Annotated in this window: 14 protein-coding genes; 10 read left to right on the top strand and 4 right to left on the bottom strand. The window is 63.4% G+C overall.

Going from position 1 to position 20,143, the window contains the following annotated elements:
- The 4 genes from icmF to J2W46_RS22930 all read right to left on the bottom strand — a co-directional run bounded on the left by icmF (position 1) and on the right by J2W46_RS22930 (position 6,785).
- Positions 1-3,399: a fused isobutyryl-CoA mutase/GTPase IcmF gene (gene icmF / locus J2W46_RS22945; RefSeq protein ID WP_310356478.1), complete on the bottom strand. Its 3,399-nt coding sequence runs from the start codon at positions 3,397-3,399 to the stop codon at positions 1-3.
- A gap of 123 nt (positions 3,400-3,522) precedes the next feature.
- Positions 3,523-4,458 carry a LysR family transcriptional regulator gene (locus J2W46_RS22940; protein ID WP_310356475.1) on the bottom strand — a complete coding sequence of 312 codons (936 nt, stop codon included), beginning with the start codon at positions 4,456-4,458 and terminating at the stop codon, positions 3,523-3,525.
- 206 nt (positions 4,459-4,664) lie between these two features.
- On the bottom strand, positions 4,665-5,750 hold the full coding sequence (locus J2W46_RS22935) for a porin (protein ID WP_020067150.1): 1,086 nt from the start codon (positions 5,748-5,750) through the stop codon (positions 4,665-4,667).
- Positions 5,751-6,329: 579 nt separating this feature from the next.
- Entirely contained in the window at positions 6,330-6,785 is a 456-nt protein-coding gene (locus J2W46_RS22930; RefSeq protein WP_310356472.1) for a hypothetical protein, read from the bottom strand.
- Positions 6,786-7,355: 570 nt separating this feature from the next.
- Here J2W46_RS22930 and J2W46_RS22925 point away from each other — a divergent pair.
- The 10 genes from J2W46_RS22925 (at position 7,356) to J2W46_RS22880 (ending at position 20,131) form a co-directional block, all read left to right on the top strand.
- On the top strand, positions 7,356-8,381 hold the full coding sequence (locus J2W46_RS22925) for a bile acid:sodium symporter family protein (protein ID WP_020067153.1): 1,026 nt from the start codon (positions 7,356-7,358) through the stop codon (positions 8,379-8,381).
- A 310-nt stretch (positions 8,382-8,691) separates the two neighbouring features.
- Positions 8,692-10,548 (top strand): phosphodiesterase, encoded by a 1,857-nt coding sequence (locus tag J2W46_RS22920; RefSeq protein ID WP_310356469.1) that lies wholly within the window; start codon positions 8,692-8,694, stop codon positions 10,546-10,548.
- 259 nt (positions 10,549-10,807) lie between these two features.
- Positions 10,808-11,794 (top strand): LacI family DNA-binding transcriptional regulator, encoded by a 987-nt coding sequence (locus J2W46_RS22915; RefSeq protein WP_020067155.1) that lies wholly within the window; start codon positions 10,808-10,810, stop codon positions 11,792-11,794.
- A complete protein-coding gene (locus tag J2W46_RS22910) occupies positions 11,791-13,074 on the top strand; it encodes an AGE family epimerase/isomerase (protein WP_310356466.1) in 1,284 nt (427 codons plus the stop codon). Before J2W46_RS22915 ends, J2W46_RS22910 begins: the two co-directional genes overlap by 4 nt.
- Positions 13,071-13,982 carry a carbohydrate kinase family protein gene (locus J2W46_RS22905; RefSeq protein WP_020067157.1) on the top strand — a complete coding sequence of 304 codons (912 nt, stop codon included), beginning with the start codon at positions 13,071-13,073 and terminating at the stop codon, positions 13,980-13,982. The genes J2W46_RS22910 and J2W46_RS22905 overlap by 4 nt, the downstream gene beginning before the upstream one ends.
- A gap of 131 nt (positions 13,983-14,113) precedes the next feature.
- Positions 14,114-14,344: a hypothetical protein gene (locus J2W46_RS22900; RefSeq protein ID WP_020067158.1), complete on the top strand. Its 231-nt coding sequence runs from the start codon at positions 14,114-14,116 to the stop codon at positions 14,342-14,344.
- 59 nt (positions 14,345-14,403) lie between these two features.
- Entirely contained in the window at positions 14,404-14,649 is a 246-nt protein-coding gene (locus tag J2W46_RS22895) for a hypothetical protein (protein WP_020067159.1), read from the top strand.
- Between the two features lie 238 nt (positions 14,650-14,887).
- Complete coding sequence (locus J2W46_RS22890) at positions 14,888-15,847, top strand: ion channel (protein WP_310356462.1); 960 nt, start codon at positions 14,888-14,890, stop codon at positions 15,845-15,847.
- A gap of 122 nt (positions 15,848-15,969) precedes the next feature.
- Positions 15,970-17,685, top strand: a complete 1,716-nt coding sequence (locus tag J2W46_RS22885; protein WP_310356459.1) for a ShlB/FhaC/HecB family hemolysin secretion/activation protein — start codon at positions 15,970-15,972, stop codon at positions 17,683-17,685.
- A 52-nt stretch (positions 17,686-17,737) separates the two neighbouring features.
- Entirely contained in the window at positions 17,738-20,131 is a 2,394-nt protein-coding gene (locus J2W46_RS22880) for a two-partner secretion domain-containing protein (RefSeq protein ID WP_310356457.1), read from the top strand.
- The last annotated feature ends 12 nt before the right edge of the window (positions 20,132-20,143 follow it).

Raw genomic sequence — 20,143 nt, 5'->3', positions numbered from 1 at the left:
CTACATATTCCGACGATACTGCCCGCCCACTTCGAACAGCGCGTGCGTGATTTGCCCAAGCGAGCAGACGCGCACCACATCCATCAGCACCGCAAAGACGTTTTCGTCGTCGATCACCGCGCGTTGCAGCCGCTCGAGCGCGGCCGGCGCGGCATCGCGATGCCGCGCCTGGAAATCGCGCAGACGTTTTAACTGGCTTTGTTTCTCTTCTTCTGTGGAGCGGGCGAGCGCAATTGGCGCCGGCGCTTCGTGCGGCTTCGCGCTCACAAACGTGTTCACGCCGACAATCGGATACGAGCCGTCATGCTTGCGATGCTCGTACAGCATCGACTCGTCCTGAATGCGCCCGCGCTGATAACCGGTCTCCATTGCGCCGAGCACGCCGCCGCGCTCGGTCAGCCGGTCAAATTCGGCGAGCACCGCTTCTTCGACGAGGTCGGTCAGTTCGTCGATCACGAAGCTGCCCTGATTCGGATTCTGGTTCTTCGCCAGCCCCCATTCGCGGTTGATGATCAACTGGATCGCCACCGCGCGTCGAACCGACTCCTCGGTGGGTGTGGTGATCGCTTCGTCGAATGCATTCGTGTGCAGCGAGTTGCAGTTGTCGTAAATGGCGATCAGCGCTTGCAGCGTGGTGCGGATATCGTTGAAGTCGATCTCTTGCGCATGCAAGCTACGGCCCGAGGTCTGCACGTGATACTTGAGCTTCTGGCTGCGTTCGTTCGCGCCGTATCGCTCGCGCATCGCGATCGCCCACACGCGCCGGGCAACGCGGCCGAGCACCGTATATTCCGGGTCCATGCCGTTGGAAAAGAAGAACGACAGATTCGGCGCGAAGTCGTCAATCGACATGCCGCGCGCCAGATATGCCTCGACATACGTGAAGCCGTTAGCGAGCGTGTAGGCGAGTTGCGAGATCGGATTCGCGCCGGCTTCGGCAATGTGATAGCCGGAGATCGACACCGAATAGAAGTTGCGCACGCGGTGTTCGACAAAATACGCCTGAATATCGCCCATCACCTTGAGGCTAAACTCGGTCGAAAAAATGCAGGTGTTCTGGCCTTGGTCCTCTTTCAGAATGTCGGCCTGTACCGTGCCGCGTACGTTCTCCAACGCCATGCGGCGCGTCTCGGCGAGTTCGTCCTCGCTCAGTGCACGGCCCAGTTGCTGTGCCTGGCGTGCGATCTGCTGATCGATCGCGACGTTGAAGAACATGGCGAGTATGGTCGGCGCCGGGCCGTTGATCGTCATCGACACCGACGTCTGCGGCGCGCACAGATCGAAGCCGTCGTAGAGCGCATGCATGTCGTCGAGCGTCGCGACCGATACGCCCGAGTTGCCCACCTTGCCGTAGATGTCGGGGCGCTCGCCCGGCTCTTCGCCGTAGAGCGTGACCGAGTCGAACGCGGTCGAAAGACGCTTGGCCGGCATGCCTTCGGACAGCAGCTTGAACCGCCGGTTGGTGCGCGAGGGATCGCCTTCTCCGGCGAACATTCGCGTCGGGTCTTCGTTCTCGCGGCGGAAAGGGAAGACGCCTGCAGTGAACGGAAAGTAACCCGGCAGATTGTCGAGCATCAGCCAGCGCAAAATCTCGCCGTGGTCGACGAATTTCGGCAGCGCGACTTTGCGCAGTTGTGTGCCTGATAAGGTCGTGGCCGTGAGCGCGGTGCGTATCTCGCGGTCACGAATGCGTACCACATGATCATCGCCCGAGTAGGCGGCGACAGTTTGCGGCCACGCGTCGAGCAGTTTGCGCTCGTGCTCGCCGAGCGCTGTGGTGCGTTGCTCGATGAGCGCGTCGAGCGAGGCTTGCGAGGCTTGCGCATCGTGCTGGTCTGCGCTGGCTTCCCCGAGCATCCGGCGCGCTTCGACGAGTTGCCAGCGCTCGCGAGCAACGCCGGCTTGCTGATCGACCCGCTCGCGATAAGCGTGGATGGTCTGTGCGATTTCCGCGAGATAGCGTACGCGCGCAGGCGGCACGATCGCATGACGGCCGCTCGAAAAGCGCACGTCGGCGGCAACCGACAAACGGCCGCCTCCTGAGCGCAGGCCGTGTTTGCGCAGCGCTTCGGCGATGTACTGGTAAAGCGCGGTCACGCCGTCGTCGTTGAAGTGCGAAGCGATCGTGCCGAACACCGGCATTGCCTCGGGCGATTTCGCAAAGTCGGCGCGGTTGCGCTGCACCTGTTTCGCGACATCGCGCAACGCATCTGGCGCGCCTTTGCGGTCGAACTTGTTGATCGCGACGGCGTCGGCGAAGTCGAGCATGTCGATCTTCTCCAACTGGCTGGCCGCGCCGAATTCGGGCGTCATGACATACAGCGATTCGTCGACGAACGGCACGATGGCCGCGTCGCCCTGACCGATCCCTGACGTTTCCACGATGATCAGGTCGAAGCCAGCCGCCTTGCAGAGCATCAGCGCGTCGGGCAGCGCGTCGGAGATTTCGCTCGACGCCTCGCGCGTCGCCATGGAGCGCATATAGACGCGTGCTCCGCCGCCCCAGTCGCCGATTGCGTTCATGCGGATGCGATCGCCGAGCAGCGCGCCGCCGGACTTGCGGCGCGACGGGTCGATGGCGAGCACGGCGATGGTCAGCGTGTCGCCGTAATCGAGCCGGAAGCGGCGGATGAGTTCGTCGGTAAGCGACGATTTGCCCGCGCCGCCCGTGCCGGTAATGCCGAGCACGGGAACTTGCACTGCCTGAGTAAGAGCGGAGAGCTCCGCGCGCTTCGACGACGCGACGCCGCCCGTCTCGAATGCACTGATCAGTTGAGCGAGCCGGCGGAACACGAGCGAACTCGCGTCGAGCGAACCGGCGCTGCTTGCTTCGCCCCTTGCCTGCGCGCTCGAACGCAGGTGCAACAGAGGTTGACCAGTCACGCTGGCGAGCCATTCGCCGACTGCGCCGGTCCGCGCTGTGGCGTCCTCGCGGGCCGCTGCCGAGCAGCGCGCGATCATGTCGTCGATCATTCCTTGCAGGCCAAGCCGCTGGCCGTCGTGCGGCGAATAGATCTTTTCGACCCCGTAGTTTTCCAGCGCGACGATTTCGTCGGATACGATCACCCCGCCGCCGCCGCCGAACACCTTGATGCGCTCACCGCCGCGCGCTCGCAGCAGATCGACCAGGTAGCGGAAGTATTCGTTATGGCCGCCCTGGTAGCTCGACACCGCGACGCCGTCCGCGTCTTCCTGGAGCGCGGCGGTCGCGACTTCATCGACGGAGCGGTTATGGCCTAGATGGATGACTTCGACGCCGCTCGCTTGCAGGATGCGACGCATGATGTTGATCGACGCATCGTGGCCGTCGAACAGGGCTGCGGCGGTGACGAAGCGCAAGCGCCGACCGGCGGGCAGCTCGTGGCTGGCGGCGCGCTGCGGCGTGGACAAATCAGTCATGTCTCCCCCAGATCGTTACGCTGTTTGCGTGTGTGGGTGCTGGCAACCAGTATAACGAAACGGATGGGCGCGGCTCCGGCGGTTTGCGGCGTGGGGCGCTTGCCAACAAGCTTTGCCAAAGCGCTATCTCACGGCCAGCGCCTCGATCTGTTCGAGCGACGGCCACAGCGACTCGTTCGCAAACCGCTCCGCGAGGAAGTCCACGAACGAGCGCACCTTCGCGGACAAATGGCGCCGGCTCGCGTACACGACATGAATCGGCAACTCGCGAGGCGGCACTTCATCGACGAGCACAGGCACGAGACGCCCTTCTGCCAGATCGGCGCCGATCACTTCGGTGCCGAGCAGCGCGATGCCCGCACCGTGCAGCACCATCACGCGCTGCGCCTCGAGATGATTGACGATCAGATTGCCGGACAGGCGCACGCGCGCGGCTTCGTCGGTGGCTTGCAGGACGTCGAGCGCCGACACGCCCGTGTATTGCAGAATGTTGTGGCGCGCGAGATCGGCGACCGTCTTCGGCGTGCCGCGCCGGCGCAGATACTCCGGGGACGCGCACAGCAGCAGATGCGCCATCGCGATCTGCCGCGCGATCAGCGACGACGACTTGAGGCCGCTCGGCGAAGCGCGGATCGCAACGTCGAAGCCTTCGTCGATCAGCTCGACCACGCGGTCCGACAACGTGATGTCGACGGTGACTTGCGGATACTGCGCGGCGTAGTCGGCGACGGCGGCCATCACGTGACTCAGCCCGAATGCCGACAGCGACGACACCCGCAAGCGCCCTTGCGGCACGACGCTCGCCGCCCCGACAACCTGCTCCGCTTCCTCGAGTTCGGTGAGCACCTGACTCAGGCGCTCGTAGTATTCGCGGCCCGCCTCGGTCGGCGCGACGCGGCGCGTGGTGCGGTTCAGCAGGCGCGCGCCGAGTTGCTGTTCGAGATGCATCACATGCTTGCTCGCCATTGCCGCGGACATCTCCATCCGTTCAGCCGCGCCCACGAAGCTGCCCACCTCGACCACTTGCCGGAACACTTTCATGCTGACGAGGGTGTCCATCCGAATCGCTCGCTATAGGAATTAATCGGCGTTATTTTGCCCGGTTTATCAAAGAGCCGATGGCGAAACGACTGGCCTGAGTCGCATCAGAAGTCGGAAAGACCAAAGCCCGTGTTCCGTGAGGAACGCGGGCTTTGGAGGTTGTGAGCATGGGGTCGGCGCGCGGCAGTCGCCGCCCGCCGGCCAGTTCAGCTACGCGGCGACGCCTAGAACTTCGCGCGCAAGCCGACGCCGTACGTATTGCCGCTCGACTGGCTGCTGATGTGGTCGTACAGGTAAGCCGCGTACACGTCGGTGCGCTTGGACAGCGGGTAGTCGTAGCCGATCGCCGCGGTCTGGCGCGTCTGGTCGAAGCCGCCGCCGTCGCGCGAATAAGCGTACGAAGCCATCACCGAGCCCGGACCCGCCGGCACCGTGACGCCGCCCTGCGCGGTGTTCACGTGCCAGCTCGTCAGCGTCTGGTCGTTGTGCGTGTACATGTACTGGCCGAACAGCTTCACGTACTTGAGGTCATACGAGACGCCGACTTGCGCGACGCTCTGCGCCTTCAGGCCCGGCACGCCCGAGGAATCGAAGCTGCCCAGGTCTCCCGGCGTGTTGTTGAAGTTCACGTACTGATAGACCGCGGTCGCGGCAAACGGGCCGTGGAAATACAGAACCTGGCCGCTCCACTTCTTCGCGCCGTTCTGCGTCGTGTTACCCAGCGCGTACATTGCGCTCGCCGAAAGGCCGTTGAAGTTCGGCGACTGATATTGGACCGCGTTATTCCAGCCCGAGTCGCCGGTCACGCCTTGATCGGTCGAGTAAGTCGGGAACGTGCCGAGCCCGAGATACACGTGGTAGACCATCGGCGAGAAGACGTAGGAGTCGATGAACGGGTTGAACAGGATCGTCGACACGAACAGTTCGGTGGTCAGCCGACCAGCGGTAACCGTGCCGTACGGCGATTCGATACCGACGTACGCGTTACGCGAAAACATCGTGTCGCCGGTGAAGCGGCCGTACTGGCCGTTCTGCGCGCGGAAGAAGCCTTCCAGCGTAAAGATCGCCTTGTAGCCGTTGCCCAGATCCTCAGCCCCTTTCAAGCCCCAGTAGGACGTCGACATCCCGCCGCCGGACACCTGCACAGACGTCTTGCCGCCGGGAAATTTCTGCGCGCCGACCCATTCGTCCACCTGACCGTAGAGTTGCACGCTCGACTGCGCAAAAGCAGACGATGCACTGGCCAGCAAAGCGGCACACGCGGTTGCCTTAAGGGTGGTCTTCAGCGCACGGCTGATGCCTGTTTTCATGGATTCTCCAGTCTTTGTCAAAAGGGGTGTGGCTGTGCGAAAGGGCAAGCTCGCGCGAACCATTGTTGTTGTCCGTTCGATCGTCGAGCCAATCTGGGCGGGGACCATCTTTGCGGACCATTTTTATGAACAAAAATATCGCTGGTTATTGCGGGTATATCGGTCTGATTAGTTTTGTCGCTTATCGGCCTGCTACAGACCTTCACGCTCACATGCTCGCGGCACCGCCACAGACACGTCGGGCCGCCCGAAGCTGCGCGCGCTATGCGCAAGGCGCCCGATAACGCTTCAAATGACATGCTGATGACGCGCCGCCGCATAACCGCCCAAATTTGACGACGGGAGACGGTCTGCTGCCGAGTGTTTTCAAAAAAGTGTGGCGTCGAAACGTCACATTGCGCGCGTGGTTTTGAGGTGAGTTAAAGCGGAATGCGCGCACTAAGCCAATTGAAAGGCGCGTGAATTAAGAGAGCTTGGGGCAACGGGTGTTGCCAAGGAGCGGATGCGGTGGGAACCGGCGCCGGGGATCTGCTGGGGAGATTAATTCAACGTAGAGCCTAGGCGGGCCGCGTTCCGAGCCTAGTTCCGGTAGGGAGAACTCTCGGGCGGGCGGCTGTCGTCGCCCTGGCGCTGTACGGCGCGCAGTGCACCGCGTTCTTCGTTATAGCGCGCGACGTCGGCCCGGATCGATCCCGAGCGAACCGGCGCGTTGGGCTGCGGCCGCTGTCCGGGGCGCGACTCTGCGCTAACCGGTTGAATGACACCGATGTACGGTATGCCGCCGCGGCCGTCGCCTGGATAGGCGCCCGGTCCGGCGACGCGATGCATGCCCGCGCCCGGAGCGCCGGAGGCGTCGAGGCTACGCTCGACGTTGCGGCCAACGTCGCGGTTCACGTAATTGCCGTGACCATACCTGTCAGCACCGAAGCTCGCGCCACCGTGCGGCATGCCCGGCCCTTTTGCATAGGCGAACGAGCACAGCGCGACGATTACCGCGCCCCACGCCAGGTGCTTCGTTCTCGACAACCCGTCCACCAGTGACTCACTTGCCCGAAGACTTGCCTGAAGCCCACCGTTCGAGCTGCGATGGACTTGTTGAGGGACTGGCGCGGGCGCTGCGGACAGGTCGCAGCGCAGAGCATCCCGACGGCCTTTGATCGGTAATTTATGGTCACCGGCAGAGGGTGTCGAGCCAAAAAGTGTTAGGCCTCGCCTGCTCTTGTAACACGTTGTTACTGCGACGTTTTTCTACGACACAACCCTTGCTAAAACCGCCTTAACAGCAGCAGTAGATCGAGGGAACACCTTCGCGAAAGGCGAAAAAGCAACGATGCAAACTGTCGCCGAATCGCGATGAATAAGTGGGCGGCGCAGACTCACTGGAGCACGCATCTCCGAGGTGTGCGCACTCAACGACCGGTGGTTCACAACCGCAATCGTCGCTCGAGCGAAAATGCACCGGACTCATCAATCAATTCGGCAAATGAATTTGCCGTTTCAATCGGTTTAGACGGACAATAGGGGTTTTCCATAGCACCGACGCCACAGCGCTTTCGCGCACGCGCCTTGCGTGCAATCCCGCATCACCGATTTCGAGAATCCGACATGGCCCGCCCGAAACTGCTTCCCGATAACTTCACCCTGTGCCTGGTCGGCACGGTGATACTGGCCAGCCTGCTGCCGGTTCACGGTCAGGCCGCCGCAGGGTTCGACTGGGTGACGAACATTGCGGTCGGCCTGCTGTTCTTCCTACACGGCGCGAAGCTTTCTCGGGAAGCGATTGTTGCGGGCGCGACGCATTGGCGTCTGCATCTGGTCGTACTGCTCAGCACGTTCGCGCTGTTTCCGCTGCTCGGCCTCGCGCTTAAACCGCTCCTGTCGCCACTTGTCACGCCTGCGCTCTACGCCGGGATCCTCTTCCTCTGCACGCTGCCGTCGACGGTTCAGTCCTCTATCGCCTTCACGTCCATCGCCAAAGGCAACGTTCCGGCCGCGGTTTGCAGTGCGTCGGCCTCGAGCCTGCTCGGCATCTTCATCACCCCCGCACTCGTCAGTGTCCTCGTCACGAACCAGGCGGCGGGCGGTAGCTCTCCTTGGCACACCGTGGGCAATATCGTGTTGCAGTTGCTGGTCCCGTTCGTGGCGGGACAACTGCTGCGCCCGCTGATCGGCAAGTGGATCGAGCGGCATCGCGGCGTGCTGAAGTTCGTCGATCAAGGTTCCATTCTGCTGGTCGTGTATGGCGCGTTCAGCGAGTCCGTGACGGAAGGCCTGTGGCATCAGATCCCGCTCTCCGCTTTGGGCGGTGTGCTGCTCATCAGCGTGGTGCTGCTCGCGCTCGCGCTGGGCATGACGATTTTCGTGAGCAAGCGGCTCGGCTTCAGTCGCGCGGACCAGATCACCATCATCTTCTGCGGCTCGAAGAAAAGTCTCGCCGCCGGCGTGCCCATGGCCAAAGTCATCTTTGCCTCGCAGGCGGTCGGCGCGGTCGTTCTCCCGCTCATGCTGTTCCACCAGATCCAGTTGATGGTCTGCGCCGCGCTCGCGCAACGGTGGGGCGCTCGCGACACCAGCGGAGAAACCCGCGCCGCCTCGCGCGAGCGAGCTGCTGCCGCCGTCGCCCGCCGTTGAATACGCGCGCAATGCAAATAGGACATTCATAAGCGCCCTCCCTGAGCGTCGTTTTCCAAAAGCCGCCTTGCGCGGCTTTTTGTTATTTCACGCTCATCGGCGACGGTTGTCGCCTCGGCCGGATGGCATAGGCGTATTCTCGGGCGCCTCCTGGTCAACTCCTTACAGCGCATCAGCCCGCGCACAACCGCGCGCGACGACTCACCACGGCGCAAACGCACCACACCAGTGCAACGCTTCACTAAAAGTTCACTTAATTCTCCGCAGCGCAGGTCGATAAGCCGAATGTCCATCGCTACGTCAACCTGCCATGCAACTTCGCTCGCCCTCCGGAATCGCTGCGCCGCGCATCGAGGACCTGATTGCCCGGCGTGATCTGTCCGCCGTATTCCAGCCGATCATCGACTTCGAGGACGGCGCGATTCTCGGCTACGAAGGCCTGATTCGCGGGCCGGCCGGCACATCGCTCGAGACGCCATTCGCGCTCTTCTCGCAAGCGCTCGTGGAAGGCTGCACGATCGAACTCGAACAGGCCGCCGCGCGCGCCTGTATCGACGCGTTTGCGAGACTCGGCTACGACGGCAAGCTGTTCCTGAACTTCAGCGCAGGCGCGCTCCGGCGTCTGGCCGCCGTACCCGACGACACACTCGCGCTGCTGCGCCATCGCGGCGTCGATCCACAGCGCATCGTGGTCGAGTTGACGGAGCAGAGCATGATCCCCGACGTCGGGAGTTTCCTGCCGGTGATCGCTTCGTTACGCACGGCAGGCGCGCAGTTCGCACTCGACGATTACGGCACCGCGAACGCGAGCATGAATCTGTGGGTGCGACTCCAACCGGACGTCGTGAAAATCGACCGCTTCTTCATTCACGACATCGCGTGCGATCCCCTGAAGTTCGAGGCCGTTCGCGCAATGCAGCACTTCGCGAGCGCAAGCGGCGCGCGCCTCGTCGCCGAAGGCATCGAGAACGAGGCGGATCTGATCGTCGTGCGCGACATGGGAATCGGCTGCGGGCAAGGCTTTTTCTTTGGCCGTCCGCATGCGCAGCCGGCAAGCAAAGTCACTGACGACGCCCGCGACGCCTTGCGCGCAGGCCACATCGCCGTGTTTCCCGAGGCGACCCGCACGCTCGGCGGCGCGTCGCCGTCGGGCGGCATGGCTTCGGAGAAGATGCTCGTGCACGCGCCCGCGTTGCCGCGCCAGGCAACCAATAACGACGTGCTGGAACTCTTCAACCGTCTGCCCGATCTGCACGCGGTCGCCGTGGTCGAGCATGACGAACCGGTTGCGCTGATCAACCGCCGCAGCTTCATGGACCGTTACGCGTTGCCGTATCACCGCGAATTGTTCGGCAAGCGGCCATGTCTGCTATTCGCGAACGCCTCGCCCGTGGTGATAGAGAAATCGATGACCGTCGAGCAGATGGCCAAGCTCCTCGCAAGCGACGATCAGCGCTATCTCGCCGATGGCTTCGTCATCACCGAAAACGGCAAGTACGCGGGACTCGGCACTGGCGAGAACCTCGTGCGCGCGGTAACCGAGGTGCGCATCGAAGCGGCGCGTTACGCTAACCCGCTGACGTTCCTGCCGGGCAACATCCCGATCAGTTCGCACATCGCGCGGCTCGTCGGCAATCACGCCGGCTTCTATGCCTGCTACGTGGACCTGAACCACTTCAAGCCATTCAACGATCAGTACGGCTACTGGCAAGGCGACGAGGTCCTGAAGTTCGCCGCTGCGGTGCTCGCCGACGTCTGCGATCCGACGCGCGACTTTCTCGGTCACGTGGGCGGCGACGACTTCCTTATCCTGTTCCAGAGCGACGACTGGCGCGAGCGCGTGCTGCGCGCGATTCACGTGTTCAACGAGGGCGCGCAGCGCTTCTACGCGCCAACGGACCGTCTGGCCGGCGGCATTCACGGCGAAGACCGGCGCGGCAACCCGACCTTCTTCGGCTTCGTCACGATGGCCATTGGTTGCGTGCGCGTGGAGCCGGAGCCGGCTGGCGGCGCGTCGCTCTATAACAGCGAGGAAATCGCCACGGTCGCGGCGCTGGCCAAGCGGCGCGCGAAGCTCGAACCAAGCGGATTCGTGCTGATCGACGCCGAAGAAAGCGTGGCCTTGTTGCGTGGGCAGTCAGAAGCCGCGGCGACGTCCGCCGATTGACGACGTTGCGCCGGCCGTTTTGAAACACCGCATTCCGAAGCTCGGCTAACGCCATTGCGCACGCTCGGGACACACCGGGTCGCGCGAAAAGTGCACGTGTTTAGCAATTTTACTAAACAACAAAATACAAAAAATACCAACAACTACGGGTATTTACGAGTGCTATTGGCGACCCTACAAAGCTGTTTGACGGCCGTTTTACTATACAATCGCCCGGACCCAAACATGTGCGGCCGCTCTGTCACGGCCGCCTGCTTCGATGGCGATAACCATCCGCGACGTCGCGCGTGCGGCCAGCGTGTCGATCGGCACCGTCTCACGCGCACTGAAAAACCAGCCGGGCCTGTCCGAGGCCACACGCGTGCGCGTGGTCGAGGCCGCGCGCGAACTCGGCTATGACGCGGGCCAATTGCGTCCGCGCATCCGCCGTCTAACGTTTCTGCTGCACCGCCAGCACAACAACTTCGCCGTCAGCCCATTCTTTTCGCACGTCTTGCATGGCGTGGAAGACGCCTGCCGGGAGCGCGGAATCGTGCCGTCGGTGCTGACCGCCGGGCCGACCGAAGACGTCATCCAGCAGATGCGCCTGCATGCGCCCGACGCCGTAGCGATCGCCGGCTTCGTCGAACCGGAGACGCTTGCCACGCTCGTCGCCATGCAGCGTCCGCTCGTGCTGATCGATCTTTGGGCGCCGGGATTGCGTTCGGTGAATCTCGACAACGCGGCCGGCGCCGCGCTTGCGATGCGGCATCTGTTCGAACAGGGGCGCAAGCGGGTGGCGTTCATCGGCGGATCGCTCGCGCACTTCAGCATTGCGCAGCGCGCGCTCGGTTATCGGCGTGCTTTTTTCGAAGCCGGACTTTTATTCGACCCGTCGCTCGAAGTCACGATCGACGCCGGACTCGATCCCGACAGCGGCGCGGCCCGGGCGATGCAGCAACTTCTCGATGCGCCCGGCCCACGCCCAGACGCCGTGTTCGCCTACAACGACGCTGCCGCGCTCGCGGCGCTGCGCGCCTGTTTCGCGCGCGGCGTGCGTGTGCCGGAGGACATCGCCATTATCGGCTTCGACGACATTCCCGCCGCCGCTCACGCCACGCCGCCGCTGTCCACCATTGCGGTCGACAAGGAAGCGCTCGGCCGCCGCGGCGTCGAGTTGCTGCTCGAAGACGCGCCGGCCGAAACAGAAGTCCGCGTGCCCGTTCATCTCATTGCCCGTGCCAGTACTTTGGTGAAAACGCCATGACGCTATCCGCTACGCCTCTTTCCGCCAACGGCGCGCCTGCCGTGCCGGCCGTCGCCAGCTTTCGCAGCCGCGAGTTTCTGCTCTCCCATGTCGAAGACACGCTGCGCTTTTACGCGCCCAATGTGTTCGATTCGAGCGGCGGCTTTTTCCATTTCTTCCGCGACGACGGTTCTGTCTACGACAAAACCACGCGGCATCTGGTGAGCAGCTGCCGCTACGTCTTCAACTACGCGATGGCGTATCGGCAGTTCGGCGACCCGAAACATCTGGAATACGCGCGCCACGGCCTGCAATTTCTGCGCGACGCGCATTGGGACGGGCAGCACGAAGGTTACGACTGGGAAATCGAATGGAGCGACGGCAGGAAGCGCACGCTCGACGCCACGCGCCACTGCTATGGCCTCGCGTTCGTGCTGCTCGCGTACTCGCATGCGGCGATGGCTGGCATCGAGGAAGCCAAGCCGATGATCGGCGCGACATTCGAGTTGATGGAGCATCGCTTCTGGGACGCCGCCGCCGGTCTCTACGCCGACGAGGCATCGCCCGAATGGCGTGTGAGTTCGTATCGCGGGCAAAACGCGAACATGCACACCACCGAGGCCTTGCTCGCCGCGCACGAAGCGACCGGCCATCTCGTGTATCTGGACCGCGCCGAGCGCGTGGCGTCGAACATCACGCTGCGTCAGGCAAAGCTGTCGCAAGGGCTCGTGTGGGAGCACTTTCACGCGGACTGGTCGGTCGACTGGCACTACAACGAGGAAGACAGCTCGAACATTTTCCGTCCGTGGGGTTTCCAGCCCGGCCATCAAACGGAATGGGCGAAGCTGCTGCTGATTCTGGAGCGCTATCGGCCGCTGCCCTGGCTCCTGCCGCGCGCAATTGAACTGTTCGACGCCGCGATGACGCACGCATGGGACGAAGACCATGGCGGCCTGTATTACGGCTTCGGCCCCGACGGCACCGTGTGCGACCACGACAAATACTTCTGGGTGCAGGCGGAAACTTTCGCGACCGCCGCGCTGCTCGGCAAGCGCACCGGCAACGAGCGCTTCTGGGACTGGTACGACGAGATCTGGCGCTATAGCTGGGCGCACTTCGTCGATCACAAATACGGCGCGTGGTATCGCATCCTCACCTGCGACAACCGCAAATACAGCGACGAAAAGAGTCCGGCCGGCAAGACCGACTATCACACCATGGGCGCATGCTACGAGGTGCTGACGCATGCGCTGGCCGACGGCTCAACCGCCGCGGCCGTCTCCACGGAGCACGCAAAATGAGCCACGTGTCCAACGAACTGCCCGTCTTCGTTTCGGCGGGCGATATCCTCACCGATCTCGTGCGCACGGGCGCCTCGCAATGGCTTTCGCGTCCGGGCGGCGCGGGCTGGAACGTGGCGCGTTGCGTCGCTCGGCTCGGCTTGCCGACCGCCTGCGCGGGCTCGCTCGGCGTGGACAATTTCTCCGACGAACTGTGGGACGCGAGCGTCGCGGCGGGGCTCGACATGCGCTTCATGCAGCGCGTGGAGCGCCCGCCTTTGCTCGCGATCGTTCATCGCACGCATCCGCCTGCTTACTTTTTCATGGGCGAGAACGGCGCCGATCTCGCCTTCGATCCCGCGCATCTGCCAGCAGGCTGGATGCAGCAGGTGAAGTGGGCGCACTTCGGCTGCATCAGTCTCGTGCGACAACCGCTCGGCGACACGCTCGCCGCGTTGGCCGCCGAACTGCGCTCGCGCGGCGTGAAGATCAGTTTCGACCCGAACTACCGGAATCTGATGGAGCACGGGTACGAGCCCACGCTACGCAAAATGGCTGCGCTCGCCGACCTCATCAAGGTATCGGACGAAGACCTGCGCCTGCTCTTCAAGACCGACGACGAAGCGCATGCGCTTGCCCAGTTGCGCGCGATGAATCCGGCCGCCACCGTACTCGTCACCCGTGGACCGGAAACGGCTGTGCTGATCGACGGCGCGGCGACTTTCGAGGCGCGACCGCCGCGCGTCGAGGTGGTGGATACGGTCGGCGCCGGCGATGCGTCCATCGGCGGCTTGCTGTTCAGTCTGATGACCGCTTCGCAGCGCGCGTGGCCGGAGCATCTGGCGTTCGCATTGGCGGCCGGCGCGGCAGCCTGCCGGCACGCGGGCGCGCATGCGCCGTCGCTCGACGAAGTCGTCGCGCTGCTGTAACGCGCGGGCGTTATCTTTGCGGTTGGACAGGCGCGCGTCGTCGCGAGGCGCCGCGCCATGGGGCTTCAGCCGAAGCGCCATTGCCGTGCTAGGATGAAATCACCGGAACCTTTGGAACAAGGAGCGACGCCATGGAGGACATCACCTACACCAAAGGCATCTACACGGCCACTGCAACGGTGAGAGAGGTCGGCGCGGACACCTGGCAGGGCGTAGTCACACTCGCGCGCGACGAAGGCGAGGCGAGCCAGGACCAGGAAACCACGGTCTATGAAGTCGAAGCTACCTCGTCCACACCGGGCGAGGCGCTGGAAGAGGCGAAGGCGCTCGCTCATCGCATACTCGGGGAAATCGAACTCTAGGCAGACCGGCGCGACGCATCTCGCGGCGCGCCACCTGAACGCAATGGTCGGAGGCGATCATGGTTGAGCAGCTCTTCCTCTACGGCGTGTACTCGATTCACGTCCGCCCAATCGAACTCAGCGGCGCGCGCTGGGACTCGGAATACGAAATCAGGCATCGGGAGAAAGCGGTCAAACCGTGGACGACCATCGGCGGCGACAACGGTTACGCCGACGAAGCACAAGCCATCGCTGCGGCACACCAGCAAGCCGTCGACGACATCGAGCACGGCGCAGGCATTCCGAAGCCGCGAGCATTTCCTTAAAGCAGAGCGCAGGTCGTCCGTGCCGGCGTTAGCGCTTGCGTCACCGCTAGCAGGCATCGCACACAGCATTTGAACGCGGCATTCACGCGATTCCAAATGCTGCGGAAGCGCCCCGCCGCACCGCCACGGCGCAGAAAACGCACGCCTTCTTTCGCTCCAGTTCGACGCGCTGAAGATCGCGCTCCGCGAGCGAGGCCGCGTGCTACGCTTGCGCCGTTTTCATCTCCACGAGTACGCGATGGCTACTGAACCGTCGGACCGTTTTGCCCGCATCGGACGCGAGAAAGTCAGCGCAGAAAATAGCCCTTCGCGCGGCAGCCGCGAACTGCGCCTCGACGACCGCGTGGTGATCGCGCACGGCATGCCGACGCGATTCTGGCAGGACCTTTATCACCGCGCGCTGGTGGTGCGCTGGCCGATGTTTTTCGTCAGCCTCGCGGTGATCTTCCTGTTGCTGAACACCACATTCGCCGCGCTCTATATGCTCGGCAACGCGTCCATTGCCAACCAGTATCCGCCGGGCTTCGGCGGCGCGTTTTTCTTCAGCGTCGAAACGCTGGCCACGGTCGGTTATGGCGACATGCATCCGCAAACGGTGTACGCGCACTGGATCGCGACGCTTGAAATCTTCGTGGGTATGTCGAGCATTGCGTTGGCAACGGGGCTGATTTTCGCGCGCTTCTCGCGTCCGCACGCGAAGATCATGTTCGCCCGCTACGCAATCATCCGGCCGCTCGACGGTCACATGACCTTGATGGTCCGCTCAGCCAACGGGCGTCAGAACGTGATCGCCGAAGCACATGCACGGCTGCGCATTATGCGTCGCGAAACGACTCCAGAAGGTTATACGCTGCGCAAGCTTTACGACCTCACACTCGTGCGCGACCAGCATCCGGTCTTCAAGCTCGGCTGGAGCATCATGCATGTGATCGACGAAACAAGTCCGCTTTTCGGCGAGACCGCCGAGACGCTAAAAGCAAGCGACACGTCGCTGCTGCTCACGCTTGAAGGCGTCGACGAATCGACGTCGCAGACCATGCAGGCGCGCCACATGTGGACATGCGATCAGATCTACTGGCAGCACCGTTTTGTCGACATCATGAGCGAACGGGACGGCGTGAGCCATATCGACTATTCGCATTTTGACGAGATCGTGCCGCTGGATGAAGCGCCTGTTGCGACGGGTATTCGTTCATAAAAACAGCGTATCTGTTAAAAATATAAAAACCGAAAAAGAGATAAGCATTTCGGAATCCTTTCGCTAGATTTTCAGATTCATACTGTCTATGCTGCGCGGCTTCGTTGCCCAAGAACGCCGCCATGCAGCATCGCCGTAAAGCCACTTTCGCCGCCGCTTCACTCGCCCTCTACGGGCTGCCGTCGTTCGCCCAAAGCAACGCATCGCTGATCAACGTCCTGCCGGGCAACGACACGCAGCGCGCACAACAGCAACGGCTTGAAGCCAATGCGACGAATGGCTCGCTCGGCAACGCGCTGAACGAGGACGCGCCGCGCGCGACGAGCGTCGATCTCGCGCATCTGCCGGTGCAGTCGCCTTGCTTCGAAATCGAAAAAATCCGGATTACGAACAATCCGCTCGATTCGCTCGACCGTCTCGTCGAGCCGGTCAAGGGTCAGTGTGTCGGCGCGGACGGTCTGAAGATCGTGCAGGACAGCGTCGCCAATAAACTGATCGGCTATGGCTATGTGACCACGCGTGTCGCCGTGCCCGAGCAATCGCTCGCCTCCGGCACGCTTCAGCTCGACGTCGTGCCGGGCCGCGTCGGCGCGATACGCACCGAGGGCGAAGCGATCGGCGACATCGCGCGTGCGTTGCCGTCCGGCGAGGGTACGCTCCTGAACCAGCGCGCGATCGACCAGGCGCTGGAAAACATCCGGCGTCTGCCGTCGCAGGCGGACGCGCGATTCGACATCGCGCCGGGCATTGGCGCCGGCGAATCCGACCTCGTACTGCACGCCGGCACCGGGCGACGCTGGCGCATCGCGGCTGGCTACGACAATGCGGGCCAGACTGCCACCGGCAAGAACGAGCTGTTCGGCGCGCTGACTGTCGACTCGCCCTTCTATCAATACGACCAGTTGCAGGTATCGGGTCTCACCAACGCCAACCGTGGCGCACCCGGCAAGGGAGAAAACCAGGCCGCCGCGTCGTACAGCGTGCCTTTCGGCTACGCGATGCTCACGATTGACGCTTATCGCGCGAGTTATCTGCAAACACAGGCGTTCGCCTCCGGCGCCGCGCAATTCACGGGCGAGCAGAAAGGCGCGGGCATCAAACTGTCAGGCGTCGTGCAGCGCGGCGCGAAGTCCCGCACGGAATTGCGCGCGCGCTTTTACCGCGCGTTCAATCATCACTATGTGAACAACACGTGGATCGACGTGCAGGACCGCGACGTATACGGCTACGAAGTCGGCGCGTCGCATCGTCATTACATCGGGCGCGCGCAGATAAACGCGTCGGTCGGCTGGCGCGACACGCTGCCGGGCATCTCGCGTCAGCCGGGTTACGTACTCGGCGACAGCGCGTTCAACGGCCGCGAGCAGATCGTCACCGCGTCGCTCAACGTGCTTGCGCCGTTTCGGGTCGGCAATCAACCGTTCTCGTACCAGTTTGGCTGGACCAGGCAGAACGCGCGCACCCGGGTTACCGCCCCTGACTACTTTACGATCGGTACTCGCTATGCCGTACGGGGCTTCGACCAGCAGGCAACGCTCGCGGCCGAAAACGGCTGGACCGTATCGAACGAACTCGACTGGTACGCGCCGACGTCCTACGGCGTGCAAGCCTTATACGCGGGGCTCGACGCCGGACGCGTACAAGGGCCGACGACGCGGTACCTGGCGGGTGACACCCTGGTAGGAATAGCGGTGGGCGCGAGAGGCAGCCTTGCGCCGAAGAATCGCCTGTCGGCGGGCGTCAACTACGACGTCTCCGTCGGCTGGCCACTCTACAAGCCGAAGGCTTTTCCGAGCGGATCGCCCACCGTACTCGTACAAATCAGCGCGCTGATCTGAACGAGGCTTCCTATTTGTTAGTTGTACTTTTGTTAATGTAGAGGAAACAACAATGCAGAAAATTGACCCTCGTCTGGTGGACGGCAACAACCGGAACTTGTGGTTTGCTGCACGCGCCAGCGCGTTCGCGGCGTTGTGCACATTCGGCATGCAACCGCTCGTCGCGAGCGCGCAAGCCAATCTCGCCATAACCGTCGACTCGAGCGCCGCGTCGCGCCCGACTTTCGGCACCTCCGGCAACGGCACGCAGGTCGTCAACATCGTCGCGCCCAATGCGGCCGGCGTGTCGAACAACCGCTTCGCGCAGTACAACGTCGGAACCGGCGGCGTGATCATCAATAACGCTACGCAAGCCGCGCAGACGCAGATCGGCGGCGCGGTACAGGCCAACGCCGCGCTCGGTCAGAAAGGCGCGAGCGTCGTCCTGATGCAGGTCACATCCGGCTCGCCGACGCAACTGCTCGGCACGACCGAAGTCGCCGGCAAGGGCGCCAACCTCGTGATCGCGAACCCGGCCGGCATCACCTGCTCGGGCTGCGGCTTTCTCAACGCGCAGCGGGTCACGCTTGCGACCGGCACGCCGACGCTGAAAGACGACGGCTCGCTGGGCACGCTCGACGTCAAGCAGGGCACCATTGCCGTCGACGGCAATGGCCTGAGCGGGTCGGCAAGCGCGGTCGATTTGATTGCACGCGCGATGACCATCAACGGCAAGGTGCAAGGCAAGACGATCGACGCAATTGCAGGCGCGAATCGCGTCGACTACGCGTCCAAATCGGCAGCCGCGCAAGCGGGCACGGGCGCCGCGCCGCAAGTGGCAATCGACGTGCAATCGCTCGGCAGCATGTATGGCGACGGCGCCGTGCGTCTGATCGGCACCGAAGCGGGTGTCGGCGTGCGCGACAACGGCGCGCTGAACTCGCTGACCGGCAGCGTGAGCGTGGGGGCCAATGGCGACGTGACGATCGGCGCGCCCGCCAGTATCAAGGCGGCAACCGACGTCAACGTGAACGGCGCGAATCTGACGAACAACGGCTCGATCGCAGCTGCGCGCACGCTCAATGCTTCGGCGATGCAGGCGCTGACCAACAGCGGCACGTTGACGGCCGACAGCATGTCGGTGAACGCGCGCGGCACGCTATCGAACACCGGCAAGATCTCGGGAGCAGGCGTGCGTCTGGGCGGCGATCAGTCGCTCGTCAACACCGGCACCGTCGAAGCCACGCAAGACGCAACGCTGGCCGGCGACCGCCTGACGCTTTCGGGCGGCAGTGTGAAAGGCGACACGGTGACGCTGCAAGGCGGCACGGTCATGAATCAGGGCGTCACGGTGAGCGCCGCGAAGTCTCTCAACGTGAGCGCGACCCGCTTTGACAACACCGGCACGCTGACTTCCACCGGCGCGGTCAGCGTCAACGCGTCAGACACGTTCACGAACCAGGCGAACGGCAAGCTGACCGGCCAGACGGTGCAGTTCGGCGGCGTGAACGCGACGAACGCCGGCTCGGTCACGGCAACGCAATCCATCAACGGCAACGCCATGCAGACGCTCGACAATCAGGGCACGCTCAGCGCCGAGCGCGTCAGCCTGACCACGCGTGGCACGTTGTCGAACAGCGGCAAGATTGCGGGCAGCGGCGTGAGCATGAACGCGGACCAGTCGCTGACCAATAAGGGCATCGTCGAGGCGTCGATGGAAGGAATGCTCGCGGGCAACCAGGTAACGCTCTCAGGCGGCAGCGTAAGCGGCGGCACGGTGACGCTGCAAGGCGGCACCATCGCCAACCAGGGCACGACTGTGAGCGCCGGCCAGTTGCTCAATATCAACGCGACTCGCGTGGATAACTCGGGCACGCTGAGTTCCGGCGGCGACGCGCGCGTTAATGCCATGGACACGTTCGCGAACGCGAACGGCGCGTTGAGCGCGCAGAACACGCTGCATGTCGGCGCAGGCACGCTGGACAATCGGGGCGCCAGTTTCAACGCCGGACAGATGCTCGACGTCAGCGCACAACAGGTGCTGAACGGCAACGGCCGCATGAAGTCGGCGGGCGCTGCGAGCTTTCAGTCGGGTTCGCTGGACAACACCGGCGGCGCGATCTCGGCGCAGCGCGAGGCGGTCATCAACGTCGACGGGAAACTGACCAACGACAACGGTTCGATCACGTCGAGCACCACGCTGAGCGGCACGGCAGGCTCCCTGTCGAACGTCGGCGGCACGATTTCGGCACCGGTCTCGGCAGACATTCGCGTTGCGGGCGGCGGCAATAACGGTGGCTACGTGCCGCCGGTCGATCCGACGCCGCAACCGCAACCGCAACCGTCGAGCTTCGTTCCGCCTCCGGGCTACGTGCGCATTTCGCTCGACTCGCCGGACCTGCGCAAGTACAACGGCTTCTACGGCCCGGACGGCTACTTCTACGCGTTCGTCAACAATCCGGTCTAAGCGGCGCATCTG

The organism is Paraburkholderia strydomiana, assembly GCF_031456815.1.
GTDB lineage: Bacteria > Pseudomonadota > Gammaproteobacteria > Burkholderiales > Burkholderiaceae > Paraburkholderia > Paraburkholderia caledonica.
The sequence above is the reverse complement of the archived record's forward strand: the minus strand, read 5'-3'. Positions and strand labels throughout refer to the sequence as shown.